Here is a 13,948-nt window from a genome sequence, read left to right as displayed (position 1 = left end):
CTAAGGAACCCAATGCGTGATGGGGCGTCGGCTCTGATTACAATCAAAGGGACGTCGACCACTGAGGGAACCATGAAGAAACTCACCACTGTCCTGATCGCTGCCGGGCTTATTGCCTCGGCATCCGCCTGTTCCGCTCAGCAGCAGCTGACCACCGCGGAAACCTGTGACCGCGTTGGCGTCGCCGCAGCCAGTATTCCGCAGAACCCGAGCCAGACGGCCTCGAACCGCGCAGCCAACGCCATCAGGCCCATCGAACCGGTGGCGTCCACCGAGATGAAGCCTGTAGTCACGGCCATCCTTGAGTACCTGGACGAGCAGGCCAAGGAAGAACCGAACGAAGCAAAGATGGGCGAGCTCACGTCGGCCTTCCAGGAAGCTGGCGCCAAGTTCGGCGAACTGTGCCGCGGCTAATGACGCCCGTGGCCTAGCCGCATTTGCAACGGAAAAGGGGCCGGTTCTTTGAACCGGTCCCTTTTTGCGCCCTCAACGCTCTATCACTTCCCAGCCCTTGATGCGTAACGCTCTATCACTCTCTTGAGGAAAGTGAGAGAGGGCCACTGGGAAGGGCTTGGGATGTGAGAGAGGGTTGCTTTTCGTCGGGGCCCGATCAGCCCAGCTGATACTCTTTTGCACTCACCTTTTCGAACGGTGTATAGATGTATACAAGTACACTTTTATTGGCAGGTGGAACGAAATGGCAGGTCCACAACCTCGCAATACAGGAGCGCACGTTGTTTACGCTGAGCTAAAGCGCCAGATCCTCACCCTTGAACTCAAACCGGGTGAACGCATCTACGAGCCGGCCATGGCCACAGCCCTGCAGGTCAGCCGTACCCCGCTGAGGGAAGCCATCCGCCGCCTGATTTCCGAGAGCCTGCTCGAGCAGCAGCCCACTGGCGGAGTCATGGTCCCGGCGTTGGATGAGAAGGTGATTTCAGAGTTGTACGACGTCCGCGCTGCCTTGGAGTCCCTGATGGCACGGGAAGCGTGTGCCAACGCGAGCCCGGCAGACCTTGAAGAACTACGGGGAATCGTAGCCCGTAACGCTGCCATGGTGGAGTTTCCCGACGAAGCCATGAAGTACGGGGTTGCCCTCCATGCCGCGATCGCCGGAATCGCCGGAAACTCCTGGGCCCAGCGCTTCCATGGGCAGATCGCCAGCCAGGTTGAGCGCTATCGATATTTCACCAACAATGCCCCCGAACGCCGCGATGAAGCACTCGCCAATCACCGGCGCTTAGTAGAAGCCATTGCTTCCAAGGACGCGGAGAAGGCAGCCAAAGTCGCTTTCGATCATGTCATTGGCGCACGTGATGAGACCTTGCGCGTCATCTCAAGTACCGGCCTCGTGGTCGAATGATCGGCGAACTCGGACGGCGTTCGTCCACCGCGCTGCTCGTCCACTCGGCCCTTATCCAGGCTGTCACTTTCCTGGTTCGGCCGGCCACCACATACCGCGCCCTTGAGCTGGATGTTCCAGGTTTCGCACTGGGCTTTCTTGCCGCCAGCTACGCCGTGTTTCCCCTCCTGCTCGCACTGCCCATCGGCGGGCTGGTGGACCGCCTTGGCGAGCGTCGGCTCATGGCGATCGGGGCCGCCGTCGTGCTGGGTTGTTCGGCTTTCCTGTTGTTCTGGGGGACGTCAGTCCCCGCACTCGTAGCGGGAACCGCGCTTCTGGGTGCCGGGCAGTTGGCCTGCGTGGTGGGGCAGCAGGCTGTAGTGGCGAACAATGCGGCGTCGACACGTCTGGACTCCGCTTTTGGTTATCTGACCTTCGCCGCGTCTCTGGGACAGGCTCTTGGCCCGTTGGCCATATCCGTGGTGGGTGGTGCTTCTGTTCGCCCCAACACCAACGCGATCTTCCTGCTCGCGACGGCGATGAGCCTGGTGCTCTTCCTGACGACGTTCGTGATTTCCTCGAAGGTCAGCCGAGGGAAGCGCACCGCAAGGGGAGGACCAAAGGGCAGCACGGCTGCACTCCTCAGGACGCCCGGTGTCGTCCGGGCTTTGGCCACCAGCGCTACTGTCCTGGCCGTAGTGGACCTGACCGTTGTTTACCTGCCGGCACTCGGCGCCGAACGTGGCCTGACTGCGGCAACCGTGGGCCTGATGCTGACCGTTCGCGCCGTGTTTTCCATGGTGTCCCGGCTGGGGCTGGGCAGCGTGTCCCGCCGGCTCGGGCGCATGAAGCTGCTGATCCTGAGCCTGGCCATCTCCACGGTTTCGCTCGGGGTGGCCGCGATTCCGATGCCCGAGTGGTTGCTCTTTGTTGTCATGGCATTCTTGGGCCTCGGGCTGGGAATCGGCCAACCACTGACCATGTCCTGGCTCTCAGCCCAGGCGCCCGAAGGCCAACGCGGACGTGCGCTCGCCTTGCGGTTGGCGGGTAACAGGGTGGGCCAAGTGATCCTGCCCAGCGCAATAGGCGTCGTGGCAGTGGGACTCGGTGCGGCGGGCGTGTTCCTGGCCTCCGCAGTTGCCGTGGGTGGAACCATGTTGTTGCTGCGTGGTGTACGGCTGGACGACTAGCTGCACGTACCCGAATGGTTGATTGCGCGCCTCACACGCCCCGACCGTGCACGGGTCTGGCGTTCGCCGGGGGTTCTCCGACCTCGTGGATAGTATGGCCGCCGCAAGCCGTTTTGGTTACATTGGCTCGATCGATGCGCGACACGATGAACCATCTCATGGCGTCGCGGAGTCGACACCAACCAACCAAGTACCACTGGCCGTTCGTCGAGGCGAACAGCACGGGTTCGACGTCGCGGATGGTCGTGCTCCCGTCCCTCGAGGTGTAGCGAATCCGGATTACCCGCTGCTCGGACATCGCCTCCTCCAGGGCCGACCTGATGGTACGTGAGGAAGGGCGAGCCGCGTTGACCCAGACACGGCCGGCCAGTTCATCGGCTCTTGCTCGGGTCCTGGGGTCGAGGACATCCACGATCTTCTGGATCCCGGCTGCTGCCAGATCGGCGTAGGGGGCGTCGGGTGCAGCGGAGACGGCTGCCATGAGCGCTACGGCCTGCGCCGGGGACAGACTGACAGGCGGCAGGGAAGCGCCCGCGGCCAATCCGTAACCACCGCCAGGTCCCGGGCGCGACCATATGGGCGCGCCGCTGATCTCCAGTGCAGCGAGGTCCCTCTTGACGGTGCGCACGGAAACGCCGAACTCTCTGGCCAGACGATCGGCGGAGCACCCCCGTGATCCATGACGACGAAGCATCTCGGATAGGGCGAAGAGTCGTTCAGCTCGCTTCACCTTTCAACCCGCACAAAATTCATGACACAAATAGTGACATACACCTGCCCGGAGGGCCTACGAAGGTATTGATATGACAACTACTCCGAGCAATAAGACCATCATCCTCATCGCCGGCCACTGGCTGGGCGCTTGGGCGTGGGATGAAGTCCTTGAACACCTGGAAACCGACCACTCCCGGGCAATAGCCGTGACGCTCCCTGGCCTCGACGGGGACGATCCTGAACGGGCGACGAAGACCCTCGACGATCAAGCTGCAGCCGTCCTGGACATCTTTGCCCGACTCGGTGTTTCCGAAGATCAGCCCGCGACTGTCGTCGCTCACAGTGGGGCCAACGCCCCCGTCAGCCTTGTCCTTGACCGACACCCTGAGCTTGTTCATCCGGTGGTGTGGGTCGACTCCGGCCCTCTGGCCACAGGAAGCGCCTTCGCCCCGGATCTCCCGGAAAGATTGGAGCAGCTCCCCCTGCCGTCCTTTGAAGTCCTCGCACAGCAGGCTAGCCTCGACGGCCTGAGCACAGCGGTCCTCGAGCGTTTTCGTGCCCGCGCCGTCCCTGAGCCTGGTCCCGTGCTTCGTCAGCCCGTCGAGCTCATGAACGATGCCCGCCGCAAAGTCCGGACAGTGATGGTGTGCTGCTCCATCCCCAGCGCACAGGTGCTGGAGTTGGCCCATGCAGGCCATGCCATGTTTGCTGAAGTCGCGAACATCGAGAATCTGGACGTCATTGACCTCCCGACAGGGCATTGGCCTATGTGGAGCCGCCCACGTGACCTCGCCAAGGTCATTCAGACGGCAGCCACTCGAGCCAACTGAGGCAGTGCGGAGCTGTTCGGGGAGGTCACTCCGCGAACAGCGCCGCCAAGTCGTCCGCCGTCAACGAACCACCGGCCAACGCGTCGCCCTCCATCACGTCCGCGAACAACTGTGATTTCTTTGCCTTCAGCGCCATGACCTTTTCTTCGATGGTGTCCTTCGCTACCAGTCGGTAGACCATCACGTTCCTGGCCTGCCCGATGCGGTGCGTGCGGTCCACGGCCTGAGCCTCGGACGCCGGGTTCCACCAGGGGTCCAGCAAGAACACGTAGTCCGCCTCGGTCAGGTTGAGTCCGAAGCCACCGGCCTTCAGCGAAATCAGGAACACCGGAGCGGCACCATTCTTGAACTCGCTGACCACATCGCCGCGGTTGCGGGTGCTGCCATCGAGATAGCAGTACTCAACGCCCTCGGCATCCAAACGCTCCCGAACCTTGCCCAGGAACCCTGTGAACTGGCTGAAAATCAGTGCCCGGTGTCCCTCGGAAATGAGGTCCTCCAGCTGTTCAAAGAGCACGTCCAGCTTGGATGACCGCACCCCGGACAGCGACGAATCCACCAACGACGCATCCAGACTCAGCTGACGCAGCAAAGTCAACGATTGGAAGATCGTGAAGCGGTTCTTGTTGACGTCATCGATCAGTCCAAGGATTTTTTGCCGCTCGCGTTGCAGGTGTGTCTGGTAGACCTTCTGGTGCCGCGGGTTCAGCACCACTTCCAGGATTTGCTCCTGCTTGGGCGGCAGATCCTTGATGACCTGCTCTTTGGTGCGGCGCATCATGAGCGGACGCACACGACGCCGGAGCTTGCCCAGCTGCGCGGAGTCACCGTTCTTTTCGACCGGCTTTTGATAGTTCTCGGCGAAACGTTTGGGGCTCGGGAACAGCCCCGGCGCCACGATCGAGGTCAGCGCCCAGAACTCCATGAGGTTGTTTTCCAGCGGCGTGCCCGTGATGGCCAGCTTGAAACGGGCCGGCAGTTTACGAGCGCACTGGTACGCCTTGGACTGGTGGTTCTTCACGAACTGCGCCTCATCCAGCATCAGCCCTGCCCACTGGAAGGAGGCGTAGGCATCGTAATCAATGCGGAACAGGGCATAGGAGGTGATGACGACGTCGGCGCCCGCCAACGCTTCGGCCGGTGCCAGCCCGCTCTTGGCGAAGGTTTCACCGACGGTCCGCACTACGAGCCCCGGAGCAAAGCGCTGCGCTTCAGCAGCCCAGTTGCTCACAACACTTGTGGGCGCGACAACCAGGAAAGGAGCCCGCGGCGTCACCTCGGAGGCGTCGCCCTGGGCGGCGGCAGCGGTGGAAGCCGCCAAGTCCTTGGCCGCACAAATCAGCGCAATCGCCTGCACGGTCTTACCCAGGCCCATGTCGTCCGCCAGCACGCCACCGAGGCTGTGCTTGTACAGGAAGCTGAGCCAGTTGAAACCCTCAAGCTGATACGGACGCAGCTCAGCGTTAAGTCCTGCCGGGAGCGGAAGCCCGGTCACGCCGTCGTCGAGCAGTCCACCAACGGCCTCGCGCCAGGCGGCGGCCTGTTCGTCCACGATTCCCAGTTGTGCCAGCTCATCCCAGAGCCCGGCCTGGAAGCGGCTGATCTGCAGGGTGCCGTCCTTGTTGTCGGGGTTGTCCTGCAGGGAGCGGGCTTCGTCGATCAGGGCGCGGAGCTGGTGAAGTTCTGGGAGATCCAGCGAGAAGTAGGCGCCGCTGGGCAGCAGCATGCGGCTCATTCCGGCAGCAAGCGCGGAGAACACAGCCGCGAAGGAGACGGGTTCGCCTTCGAGCGTGATCACGATGCCAAGGTCGAACCAGTCGCCGCTTGCTGTTTCCTTCGTGGAAATGGACACCACCGGCGCTTCGGCTGCTTCGCGGTAGTCGGCGATGTCGCCGGACGTTTCAACCACGACGTCTGGCAGGTCCTTGAGCTCGGGGAGCACCTCTTCCGTGAAAGCCAGCGTGTCCAAGCCGCTGAGCTCAGCGGAGGCAGCGATGCGGGGCGCACCCCAGCCACCCGTCGCGGATTCGGCCAGCGCAGGCACTACGTCCCACGGCCGACCGAGAGACTCGAGAATCCGTGCTTCTTCGAGGTCGTCGCGGTAACCGCGATCGTCCGGGTGCCGCCACAACGGCTGCGCTGTGACCAAGGTGCCGGACTTGTAGTGCCATTCCCAATGCAGCCGCACCTTATGGTCGTTGCCGTAATTGGCCAGCAGGGACAGCGTGGGGACAGCCAACGTGGGCAGCGCCACCGATTCATCCGCGGCCTGTACCGGCGTTGACTGCCGCAGCTTCGGGTAGAACGAGGTCAGGAACCGACTCTCATCCTCGGCCGGAATCTGAAGCGTTTGACCGTCCATGACAAACTCCAGCAACTCATCGCTGATGCCGCCCTCGATCGGTGCAAGGGTGATGAGGTTCTTCTGCTGCGGAACGCCGGGCAGGGTTTCCCCGGAATGCGTGAAGAAGATTCCGTTGGCTGGTTTGCCCAGGAAACCCACGGATCCCGGATCCACGGGCTCCCCGCCCAAGGTCACTGACGGCGCGAGCTGCAGGCCGCCGTCGGGCGCTTCCTGCTGGCTGGATTCCAGACGCGCCAAGCTGAGCCCGACGACGGCGGGTTGGGTCTCGACGCGGACAGGCTCGCTACCAGCGGAGTGAATGAGCGGAATGCCGGCTTTGGTGGCATCGGCGAGGAGGGTCCAAAGGTTCTTGGCTGCGAAGTCGTTCAGGCTCAACCACATGGCACCGGACGGTTGCTGCCGGCCGTTGCTGGAGCCGTGCGCGGCGAGGAAAGTCTGAAGCCATTCGACGTGGACCTCATTGAATTCACGCCGGAAACTGACGTAGCTCAGGTTGTTCCACGAGACGTCGCCGCGGATCCATTTGCCCTTGGCGCCCATCATGACCGGGCGGGCCTTGAGTTGGCGGACGCTGCGCATGGGGTCGCGGCGGCCTGTGTAGGAGAAGTGTGCCGCTGGCTCTTCCACCTCGAACTGAAGCGCAAGCGGGATACCGGCAGCGCTCGGAGCTGTGCCGGGTTTGGCGATCAACCTGTTGAGGGCTTGTTCCCAGGCGGGACGTGCCGATCCGCCCTGTTGGCCGGAGCCCACCCTTGAGGTCTGGATTCCGGGGGCTTGGGAAAGGAGTTGGGCGCGGATAGTGGGGTGGTCTTCGGCGGTGAAGAGCAATGCGGCCACATGCTTGCAGTCCTTACGGACCGGGCAGCTGCAAATACCCACCGTGCAGCTCCAGCCGCTGGGCTTGCGAACCAGTTTTGCCGACGTCGAATAAGGCTGCGGACCGGTGCCGCGGACCTTGCCCATCAGGAGGCCCGTGGCCGCGTCGAAAGAAATCCCGTTCACGCGGCTGCCCATGGCATACGCCAGTCCGGCCGCGAGTGAGCGGTCCGTGATGGCAGGAGTCTGAATGGCCAGTTCCCAGTTTTCGTCTGTGTGGGACGGCATGCGTAGGGCTACTTTCGGCAGGAGGATATCTGTTCAATCTTAGTCAGCAGAAAACGGCTCCCAAACTTCGCCCTCCGTTAACCTCTTCCTCGATTGCTGCGCCGCTCCCGCGCGTACGTTGAAAGGGTCAGGAGCACCATCAGCTTTCAGCAGTGAGGATTCCCCATGACTACCAACGAGTACCCCGTCGTCCTGAGCAAGACCAGCTTCGAAGCCGGCAGTGCGGATGTAGTGGATTCCAACGTCAACGTGGTGAACGAGATGTACGCGGAGCTCCTCAACAGTGACGAAATCGCGACCCCTGCGCTCAACAGCTACTTTGTGGACTTCTACCTGACCCAGGCGCTGTCCGGCGGTTTCGCCCAGTACGTCTTCACCGCACCGGAGCGTGAAGAAGTGGACGCCTACATCCGCGCCGGGCTCGAGGGCATGGGAGCCACCCGGCACCTTGACCTCTTCAACCGCACCGCCGCGGCCTTCGACGCCCTAACCGAAGATGAAGCCGAAGCCTACCTCGACGGCGACCTGGACGAGTCCGAAACGCAGCCTGCAGCTGTGGTTACCTTGGACGAGCTCGACGGCGAGTTCGAGGCACTGCTGGAAGAAGAGGACATCATCGAGCTCAACGCTGCCTACCTCCGCGGCCAGTCCGAACTGCTGGCTCTTTCGGACGAAGAAATCCAGGCGCACATTGCCGAACGTGTCGCCCGGATTCCGGACCTCGCCGAGCGCCAGGCCGAAGCCGACGAAGAAGCCCTCGCCAACGCCCCCGAGTTCGAGGTCATCATCCGCGAACTATGCGACGTCGCCGGCTACGCCCTCGAGAAAATCACCATGGGCGATCCCAACTACGAGCACGACGGCGTGAAGACCCTCGCCTGGCACTTTTCCACCGACCACGGCGACTACATCATGGTGGAAGATGACGACGAGGCCTTCATGATCCACCCGGAGACCAAGGAAATCATCGCGGCCGTGGAGTTCGAAGAGTCTGAGGAATTCGCGGACGCGTAAGTCTTCTCTGCCGAGATCGCCGGAACGCTGCGGAATCGCCGTAGCGTTTCGGCGATTTCGCCGCGTTCCGGCGGTTTGGCTGCAGCCCGTGAGTAGACTCGACCGGTGCGTGCGTATTGGGAGCTGGCCAAGTCATCATTCCGGCGCCATTCCACGTACCGTACTGCCGCCGTCGCCGGCGCTTTCACCAACTCGGTCTTCGGACTCATCCGGGCGTCGCTGCTGCTGAGCGCCATTACGACGGCGGGTGGGGCCATCGGCGGATACTCGGCGATGGAGGCCGCCACCTATGTGTGGTTGGGGCAGGCGCTCCTGGCACCTTTGGGGCTCTTCGGCAACACTGAACTGGCAAGCCGCGTGAAGTCGGGGGACATCGCCGTCGACCTTTCCCGGTCCGTCAACCTGACCGCGTCCTATTGGGCGCAAGACCTGGGCCGTGCCGCCTTCGACGTGCTGCCGCGCGGGTTGCCACCACTCATAGTCGGAGCCCTGGTGACAGGGCTGGCGATGCCCGGAAGTCCCGGGCCCTACCTGCTGGGATTCGTGTCGATCGTGGCTGCCGTATCCCTGAACTTTTTGGGCTTCTTCGCCATCAACCTTTTGTCTTTCTGGGTGCTCGAAATCCGGGGCTTCTGGATGCTGTACATGGTGGTGATGAACCTGTTGTCCGGGTTCTTGGTCCCGGTGACGTGGTTCCCGGGGTGGCTGCTCGACTTCGCTCGGGCCACACCGTTTCCGTCGATGCTGCAGACCCCGGTGGACATTCTTGCGGGCAGGACCGACGGCGGCGAGAGCCTGGCGATGGTTGGCGTTCAATTTCTGTGGCTGGCCGTGCTGCTGGTCATTGTGCAGATGATGGTTCGCTTCGGTTCGCGGCGGTTGGTGGTGCAGGGTGGCTAGTCCCCGCGTTACCCGTGACCCGCACGCCCGGGTCACCAACCTGGTCCTCCTCAAACTCCTGGTCTCTGCCCGGCTGCGCTCACAACTCGCATACCGCGGCAGCTTCCTCTCCGACGTCGCCGGCCAGGTCCTCTTGGGGGTGACCGAGTTCGTGGAGCTTTACGCGATCGTCCACAACGTCTCCACGTTTGGGGGTATGACCCTGGCCCAGACGCTGGTGGTGTTTGGGCTCGCGTCCGTTGCCTTCGCCCTCGGTGACCTGCTGATGGGGGAGACCGACTCCATGTCCGAGACCATCCGGTCAGGGAAACTGGAGGTGCTGCTGGTGAGGCCCCTCCCTGTATTGCTTCAGCTCGCAACGTCCGACTTCCAGTTGCGGCGGGTGGGCCGATTGCTGTTCGGAGCGGCAGCCCTGGTGGTGGCGCTGCTTCTCGCCGACATCCAATGGGACCCCGCGAAAATCCTGCTGGCCACCATCACGCCGCTCGCGGGAGCTGCCATCTTCTGTGCCCTGTTCCTCGGTGCTGGAGCAATGCAGTTCTGGATTCTGGACGGCAGGCAATTTGCCAACGCCTTTACCTACGGCGGCCGCTACGTTGCCTCGATGCCAGGAGCGGCGCTGTTCTTCCCGATCCAGATTTTCTTCACGTTCGTCATACCCGCAACGTTGGTGGCCTATGCCCCCAGCCTGGTCATCCTCGACCTCGATGGCCCCGCTGGAATCCCGGCCTGGACGGGCTGGCTCGGGCTGCCGGCCGCCGTCGTCCTCAGTGGACTCATGCTGCTCCTCTGGCGGGCGGCCATCAAAAAGTACACCGGCGCAGGAGGCTGACATGCCCATCATCGAAGTGGAAAATCTAAGCCGGGAATTCCAGGTCATGGAATCTGCCGGTCGCTTCCGGCGGCGCAGGAAGGCCGTACACGCGGTCCGTGGCATCGACTTTACAGTGGAGCCGGGGGAAGCCGTCGGGTACATAGGAGCCAACGGCGCGGGCAAGTCCACCACCATCAAGATGCTGACAGGCGTCCTGGTGCCAAGTTCGGGGCGCGTGACCGTCTGCGGGTTCAATCCGGTGCCGCAGCGCAAAGCGCTGGCCCGGAAGATCGGCGTCGTGTTCGGGCAGCGCTCGCAGCTGTGGTGGGATCTGCCCCTGCAGGACTCTTACCCGATCCTCGGTGCCATGCATCGCATGTCAGAGGCGGACTGGAGGCCCAGGTTCCGTGAACTTGCCGATCAGATGGATTTGGGAGAGTTCCTTTCCACGCCGGTCAGGCAGCTTTCGCTGGGCCAGCGTATGCGGGGCGAAGTTGCGGCTGCCCTGCTGCATCGCCCGGAGCTGGTGATCCTGGACGAGCCGACCATTGGCTTGGACATGATCAGTAAGGAGAAACTTCGCCAGTTCCTGGACGCCGAGCGCCGCGAGAACGGCACCACGCTGCTGCTGACCACCCACGACATGAGCGACATCCAACGTTTGTGCCAACGCGTCTTGGTGGTCGACGACGGCGTCATCGCCTACGACGGTCCGCTCACCGGTTTGGTTGAGGTGGCCGGAGCCGTGCGCACCATGGTGGTGGACCTCGCCACCCCCGTGCACTCGGCTGCGCTCTTCTCACTACCCGACGGCGCGGTACACCAGAGCATTGAAGCCGACGGAATCAGGCACAGCGTTTCTTTCGATCCACGCAGGCTCTCAGCGGCAACAGTTCTGGCAGCCATCTCAAGCGCAGCCGAGGTAGCAGATCTATCCCTTCACGAGCCGGATATCGAGCACCTGGTGCGGCAGCTCTACGGGAGCGCACGGCGGTAAGTTGTTGGGCGGGAGCGGGTGCTGCACCGGACCCGGTGAGTTCGCTGGAAACCTGCGTGTTCGCCCGGAACGTTTCGGCGATGCGGCAGGTTTCCCACGATCTCAGCGCGTTAGGTGGTCTTCGAGCGTCGGAGCTTAACCCAGCCCCAGATGATGAACGCTTGCCAGCCAACAAGCAAGCCGATCCAGATCCAGTCGAAGCCATGGTTGATTGAGTTGAGAAACATCGCTGTGACCCCCAGGCACCACGCAATCTCTTGAATGACAAGAAATGCCAGGTTTGGCGGGTTCTTCGTTTTTGTACTCTGTGCCATCTTCTCTCCCCAATGAGTGGCTTGCAGGCTAGCTGTTCTGATCCAGCGCCTTGGCGAGGTACCCGAGCACCTCGTCGTCGACGTCGTCGATTTTCTTCAGCCGCACTCGTCGGTCGAAGAAGTCTCCCTCCCGCACTTTCACGGCTTCCAGCCTGCCCTTGCATGGAGCATCCAAGCGCAGTGCGATATCAACGGTGGTGTTGTTGGTCCGGGTAATCTGGGCGAACTTCCGCCGGGGGCTGTGAAGCGAGACGTAGCCCTTGCGCATCTGGATCACGACGCCCTCGGTCTCAGCCGACCACGCCAGCAACGCATCGGCTATGGGGCGTAACACCGGGTGGTTGACGTATTGTCCATTGATGAGTTCGTCGGCGTCCCGGAGCATGAACTCGGGGTAGCCGAACATCTCCCACGAGACTGCGTATTGCGCATAGCCAGTGATGCCGTGTTCGTCGCGCATCCAGTCGCGGAGCTCGGCGTCGTTCTTCAAGCCCTTGGCGCGGCCCTCTTCGGCCCACCAATGAACGTCGTGTCCGGACTTGCGCAGCAGCAACGCCTGGTTGCTGTCCACCATGGTTTGCCATGTCTTGGCCGCGGCCTTGATGTCAGAAGTCTCGCCCATAACCCGATCGTAGCCCGGCGCTGCTGCTGACTTCGCTGGAAACGTGGGGGTTCGTGCGCAAACTTCCGGTGTATTCGCACCGTTCCCGCGGCCTCGGTGCTCGGATTTCCACATAGCGCGGCGCACCTCTTTGGCGACTGTATGTTCGGTTGCGATGCTGGCCCGATGGAGCCGATGTCATCGCTTGAAAGCAACGCCCCGATGGTCCGCCGGCTTCCTGTGCGCGGGTACATGTGGAGGACCGATGAATTACTCCGATTCGGTCTCAACAGTCGAAACATCAAGGCGCTTGTGGAGACCGGTGAACTGCATCGCCTGAGATATGGCTGCTATATCAGGGCTGGCAAGTGGAACTCCTTGGGTCCGGGGCGACAGGCCAGAGAGCGGATTCTGGCACATGCGCATGGGACATTGACCACATCAACAGGTGGTTTTGTCTACAGCCATTTGTCGGCAGCAAGGCTCCATGGTCTGTTCGTGTGGGGCGTGGATGACAAGGTTCATATCCTGCACCGGGCCAGGCCATCCTCAGACCGCTGGGGCAAGGATGTCCGGGGACACACAGAAACGTTCACCGAGGAAGATGTAGTGCAGGTTCAGGGTTTGCGGGCGACCACACTCGAACGCACCATCTTTGACAGTGTCAGGATGCTTAGCTATCCCAAAGCACTAGTGATCATGGACCATGGTTTGCGAATTGGTGCTGATGTTAGCGCAATTGCCGACTTGGCAGCGGTCTCCTCCGGAAAGCGGGGAATCCGCACGCTGCGCAAGGCCTTGGACAACGCAGACCCGCGCTCCGAGTCTGCCGGCGAGACGCTGACCCGAGAGTTGATGCAAAGGCTCAGCATCAGGCCCCCACAGCCACAATTCGAGGTGCAGTCCCGTTTGGGTCGCCACCGCATGGATTTCGCTTGGGAAGAGGAAAAACTAGCTCTGGAGTTCGACGGTCGTACCAAATACTTCGACTTCAAACCGACGGATGAGGTCATCTTTCAAGAACGACGGCGGGAAAAGGCGCTGGCAGAGGAGGGCTGGCGGTTTATCCGAATCGAGTGGAAGGACCTTTTTCAAGAGCGCGCCTTCAAGGAACGCATCCTTCGGGCGCTCAGGTGATCACTCCGGACGGTCCACGCCTCAGTAGCCCGTACCCCCAGTGCCCTTGATCATCTCCCCGGACGGGCTGACCAGGTACCAGACGCCACCCACGCCCTGACCTGTCACGTCGCCGGGAGCTTTGTCCTTGGCATAGTAGTACAGGGGCATGCCGTTGAGTGTTACGTGCTTCTTGCCGTCAGGTGTGGCAATGGTTCCCGCAGTTCCGGTGACGCCTTCAACCGTGGGTGTCTCCGACGTCGTGGTGAAGACGGGCCAAGCTTCCAGGCAAGCGTCCAGGCACGCGCTGGTTCCCGAGTCCTTGACGTCCTTGGTGAAGACGTAGAGGCTCATACCTTTGCTGTCCGTCACGATCTGACCTGCGCTGGAGGATGACACCTTCATTTCGGCGCCCGACGTCGTGCTGGAATCCACTGTCGGGGATGCGGAGGTAGCTGCTGCAGAGGAAGTGACCGCAGGCGGTGCTGAAGTAGCGGTGGTTCCAGGACTTCCGCCACACCCGGCCAAGGCAGCGGCCAAAACCAACACACCGAATCCAAAAGTGAGTCGTTTCTTCATGTCTAGCTCCTTTGACGAGCCGGCCGGAAAGGACCGGCGCTAACCCCTACGACGCCAGTGGGGGAAGA

14 protein-coding genes are annotated in these 13,948 nt (G+C 62.2%); 9 read left to right on the top strand and 5 right to left on the bottom strand.

Annotated elements, in window-relative coordinates; all coding sequences use genetic code 11:
• The first annotated feature begins 72 nt into the window (after positions 1–72).
• From A477_RS0116265 to A477_RS0116255, 3 genes are all read left to right on the top strand, one after another.
• Positions 73–414 (top strand): hypothetical protein, encoded by a 342-nt coding sequence (locus A477_RS0116265; protein ID WP_014922851.1) that lies wholly within the window; start codon positions 73–75, stop codon positions 412–414.
• Positions 415–697: 283 nt separating this feature from the next.
• Positions 698–1,363, top strand: coding sequence for a GntR family transcriptional regulator (locus A477_RS0116260; RefSeq protein ID WP_017200000.1), 666 nt, complete (start codon positions 698–700; stop codon positions 1,361–1,363).
• Entirely contained in the window at positions 1,360–2,532 is a 1,173-nt protein-coding gene (locus A477_RS0116255; RefSeq protein ID WP_017199999.1) for an MFS transporter, read from the top strand. The genes A477_RS0116260 and A477_RS0116255 overlap by 4 nt, the downstream gene beginning before the upstream one ends.
• 31 nt (positions 2,533–2,563) lie before the next feature.
• Here the strand turns inward: A477_RS0116255 and A477_RS0116250 are convergent, their stop codons facing one another.
• Positions 2,564–3,262: a helix-turn-helix transcriptional regulator gene (locus tag A477_RS0116250; protein WP_026005698.1), complete on the bottom strand. Its 699-nt coding sequence runs from the start codon at positions 3,260–3,262 to the stop codon at positions 2,564–2,566.
• Positions 3,263–3,335: 73 nt separating this feature from the next.
• On the opposite strand from A477_RS0116250, the gene A477_RS0116245 reads away from it, so the two are divergent.
• A complete protein-coding gene (locus A477_RS0116245) occupies positions 3,336–4,076 on the top strand; it encodes an alpha/beta fold hydrolase (protein ID WP_017199997.1) in 741 nt (246 codons plus the stop codon).
• A 25-nt stretch (positions 4,077–4,101) separates the two neighbouring features.
• Here A477_RS0116245 and A477_RS0116240 read toward each other — a convergent pair whose 3' ends face one another.
• Positions 4,102–7,545: a DEAD/DEAH box helicase gene (locus A477_RS0116240; protein WP_017199996.1), complete on the bottom strand. Its 3,444-nt coding sequence runs from the start codon at positions 7,543–7,545 to the stop codon at positions 4,102–4,104.
• A 165-nt stretch (positions 7,546–7,710) separates the two neighbouring features.
• Here A477_RS0116240 and A477_RS0116235 point away from each other — a divergent pair, with 165 nt between their 5' ends.
• The 4 genes from A477_RS0116235 to A477_RS0116220 all read left to right on the top strand — a co-directional run bounded on the left by A477_RS0116235 (position 7,711) and on the right by A477_RS0116220 (position 11,270).
• Complete coding sequence (locus A477_RS0116235) at positions 7,711–8,559, top strand: DMP19 family protein (protein WP_017199995.1); 849 nt, start codon at positions 7,711–7,713, stop codon at positions 8,557–8,559.
• A 105-nt stretch (positions 8,560–8,664) separates the two neighbouring features.
• Complete coding sequence (locus A477_RS0116230) at positions 8,665–9,459, top strand: ABC transporter permease (protein WP_017199994.1); 795 nt, start codon at positions 8,665–8,667, stop codon at positions 9,457–9,459.
• A complete protein-coding gene (locus A477_RS0116225) occupies positions 9,452–10,291 on the top strand; it encodes an ABC transporter permease (protein WP_011776185.1) in 840 nt (279 codons plus the stop codon). Before A477_RS0116230 ends, A477_RS0116225 begins: the two co-directional genes overlap by 8 nt.
• Position 10,292: 1 nt before the next feature.
• Positions 10,293–11,270, top strand: a complete 978-nt coding sequence (locus tag A477_RS0116220; protein WP_017199993.1) for an ABC transporter ATP-binding protein — start codon at positions 10,293–10,295, stop codon at positions 11,268–11,270.
• 110 nt (positions 11,271–11,380) lie between these two features.
• On the opposite strand, the gene A477_RS23340 is transcribed toward A477_RS0116220, so the two are convergent.
• Both A477_RS23340 and A477_RS0116210 read right to left on the bottom strand, forming a co-directional pair.
• Complete coding sequence (locus A477_RS23340) at positions 11,381–11,584, bottom strand: hypothetical protein (protein WP_017199992.1); 204 nt, start codon at positions 11,582–11,584, stop codon at positions 11,381–11,383.
• A gap of 28 nt (positions 11,585–11,612) precedes the next feature.
• On the bottom strand, positions 11,613–12,206 hold the full coding sequence (locus A477_RS0116210) for a DUF5655 domain-containing protein (RefSeq protein WP_237715815.1): 594 nt from the start codon (positions 12,204–12,206) through the stop codon (positions 11,613–11,615).
• A 201-nt stretch (positions 12,207–12,407) separates the two neighbouring features.
• Between A477_RS0116210 and A477_RS0116205 the strand changes: the two genes are divergently transcribed.
• Positions 12,408–13,322, top strand: coding sequence for a type IV toxin-antitoxin system AbiEi family antitoxin domain-containing protein (locus A477_RS0116205; RefSeq protein ID WP_502685504.1), 915 nt, complete (start codon positions 12,408–12,410; stop codon positions 13,320–13,322).
• A 21-nt stretch (positions 13,323–13,343) separates the two neighbouring features.
• Here the strand turns inward: A477_RS0116205 and A477_RS0116200 are convergent, their stop codons facing one another.
• The gene (locus A477_RS0116200; protein WP_017199989.1) at positions 13,344–13,880 is read right to left on the bottom strand and encodes a hypothetical protein; all 537 of its coding nucleotides are present in this window, start codon (positions 13,878–13,880) and stop codon (positions 13,344–13,346) included.
• Between the last annotated feature and the right edge of the window lie 68 nt (positions 13,881–13,948).

Origin of the sequence: Arthrobacter sp. M2012083 (assembly GCF_000281065.1) — a bacterium.
GTDB lineage: Bacteria > Actinomycetota > Actinomycetes > Actinomycetales > Micrococcaceae > Arthrobacter.
Note: the sequence above shows the minus strand (reverse complement) of the source record. Positions and strands in the feature narration are given on the sequence as shown.